The organism is Tahibacter caeni (genome assembly GCF_024609805.1).
Classification (GTDB): Bacteria; Pseudomonadota; Gammaproteobacteria; order Xanthomonadales; family Rhodanobacteraceae; genus Tahibacter; species Tahibacter caeni.
On the sequence record NZ_JANFVR010000561.1, the window covers coordinates 1 to 1,822 of the forward strand.

A 1,822-nucleotide genomic window follows, 5' to 3' on the forward strand; every position below is an offset into this window, starting at 1 on the left:
GCCGACCGTGACCGCGGCCCTCGCCCGCGCGGCGGACGTCCGCCGCGCCGATATCACCGGAGTCCCCATGCGCCTGCGACGTTGCGCCCATCTGCTGTTCGAGCCGCGCGAGGCGCTGCAATTCGATCTGGAGTCGCTGGCCGCCGGCGGCGACGGTCTGCACACCGAACTGTCGCTGCTCGCGCTGGCGCCGCACCGGCAGCAGGAAATTCCCGTGTCGCCGGGCGACGTCGCCCTGCTCGCCGCCGTGCCCTGCACGGCCTGGAGCGACTTCGACGCGCTGGCCGCGGTGCACGGCGCCGCGCCGCTGCAGGATCTGCTCGCGCGCGGGCTGCTCGTCGGCGACGACGCGGTTTCCGCGGACGCCGTGCAGGACCAGCGTCTGCGCGAGGCGAACTGGCGCACCGTGTCGGCCGTGCAGCACTACCTCGGCCGCTGGAACGGCGTGCGCTCGGGCGACGACCTGCAGCGCGCCGGCTACGTCACCCTGGGCGAGCTCATTGCGAAGCTCGGCGAACCGCCGCCGGCCGCGCAGAGCCGCGCCGCGGCGGACGCGCGCCTGGCGCTGCCGCCGCCGCGCACGACGGACTTCGACGAACTGCTGCAGCGTCGCGCGACCTGCCGCAACTTCGATGCGGCCGCGGCGCTGACGCAGGACGAACTGGCGACGATGCTGCATCGCGTGTTCGGCGCCCAGGGCACCTTGAACCTCGAAGGCGGCGGCGCGACCACGGTGCTCAAGCGCAACAGCCCGTCGGGCGGCGGCCTGCATCCGACCGGCGCCTACCTGATCGTGCAGCGCGTGAGCGGGCTCGCCGCGGGTCTCTATCACTATCGCCCGGTCGAACACGCGCTCGAACCGATGCGCGAAATGACGATCGCCGACACGGCCGATCTCGCGTCGCGCAGCGTCGCCGCGCAGGCCTATTTCGCCGCGGCGCCGGTGCTCGTCGCGCTGGCCGTGCGCTTTCCGCGCAGCTTCTGGAAGTACCGCAACCACGCCAAGGCCTATCGCGTGGCGGCGCTCGACGTCGGCCACCTGTCGCAGACCCTGTACCTGTCGGCGACCGATCTAGGCCTCGGCGCGTTCGTGACCGCGGCCGTCAACGAAGTCGAGATCGAACAGGCGTTCGGCTTGGACCCGCTCGTGGAAGGCGTGCTCGCGGTCTGCGGCTTCGGCGCGCGCGCCGCGCGGCGCGTCGCCGACGAGTTCGATCCGAACGGACGGATCTGGCGCGAAGACGGCAGCCGCGCGAGCGGCTGAGCGTCGGCGTCGCCGCATCGCGCGCAGACATCGTCGCGCCCGCGGATGTGCGAATCCGCCGCGGCCCCGCGCGGATCAGTCCGCCGCGGCCGCCGGCGCCGCCGCGATGCGCACGTCCACGCGCAGGCCTATGGGCAGCGGCGGCTGGCCGTCGAGCTCGATCAGCGCTTCGAGGATCTTCGCGTCCTGCTTTTCCGCCGGATCGCCCGACAGGGCGTTGCGCCGGCCCATGCGCTGGCTCACGTGCACGACCGTGCCGCGGAATTCCTGCTGCGGAAACGCATCGCTGACGACGAGGGCCGACTGGCCTTCGCGGATGCGGCCGATGTCCAGCTCGTCGATGTCGGCACGCACGAAGCGCCGCGACAGGTTGCCTATGCGCGCGAGCGGCAGCGGCGACAGCGCGACGACGGTCTCGCCTTCGCTGAGGTCGCGCTTGAGCACGTTGCCGGCGATCGGCGAATGGATCAGCGACTTCTCGACGAGCGCCGCGGCGCGGTCGCGCTCTGCGCGCGCGGCGTCGACCGCGGCCGTCGCCGCGGCGATGTCTTCGGCGCG

The 1,822-nt window shown here is 73.1% G+C and carries 2 protein-coding genes; one reads left to right on the forward strand and one right to left on the reverse strand.

Annotation, left to right across the window (positions count from 1 at the left end; translation table 11 throughout):
• Positions 1-67: 67 nt before the first annotated feature.
• Positions 68-1,264, forward strand: a complete 1,197-nt coding sequence (locus NON22_RS23770; RefSeq protein ID WP_257389461.1) for a putative peptide maturation dehydrogenase — start codon at positions 68-70, stop codon at positions 1,262-1,264.
• 75 nt (positions 1,265-1,339) lie between these two features.
• Here the strand turns inward: NON22_RS23770 and NON22_RS23775 are convergent.
• A partial coding sequence (locus NON22_RS23775) for an HlyD family secretion protein (RefSeq protein WP_257389462.1) occupies positions 1,340-1,822 on the reverse strand: 483 nt, incomplete at its 5' end.

Coding starts and splice junctions, on each gene's coding strand:
- NON22_RS23770 (WP_257389461.1), top strand. CDS start 68: ATGCGCCTGCGACGTTGCGCCCATCTGCTGTTCGAGCCGCGCGAGGCG.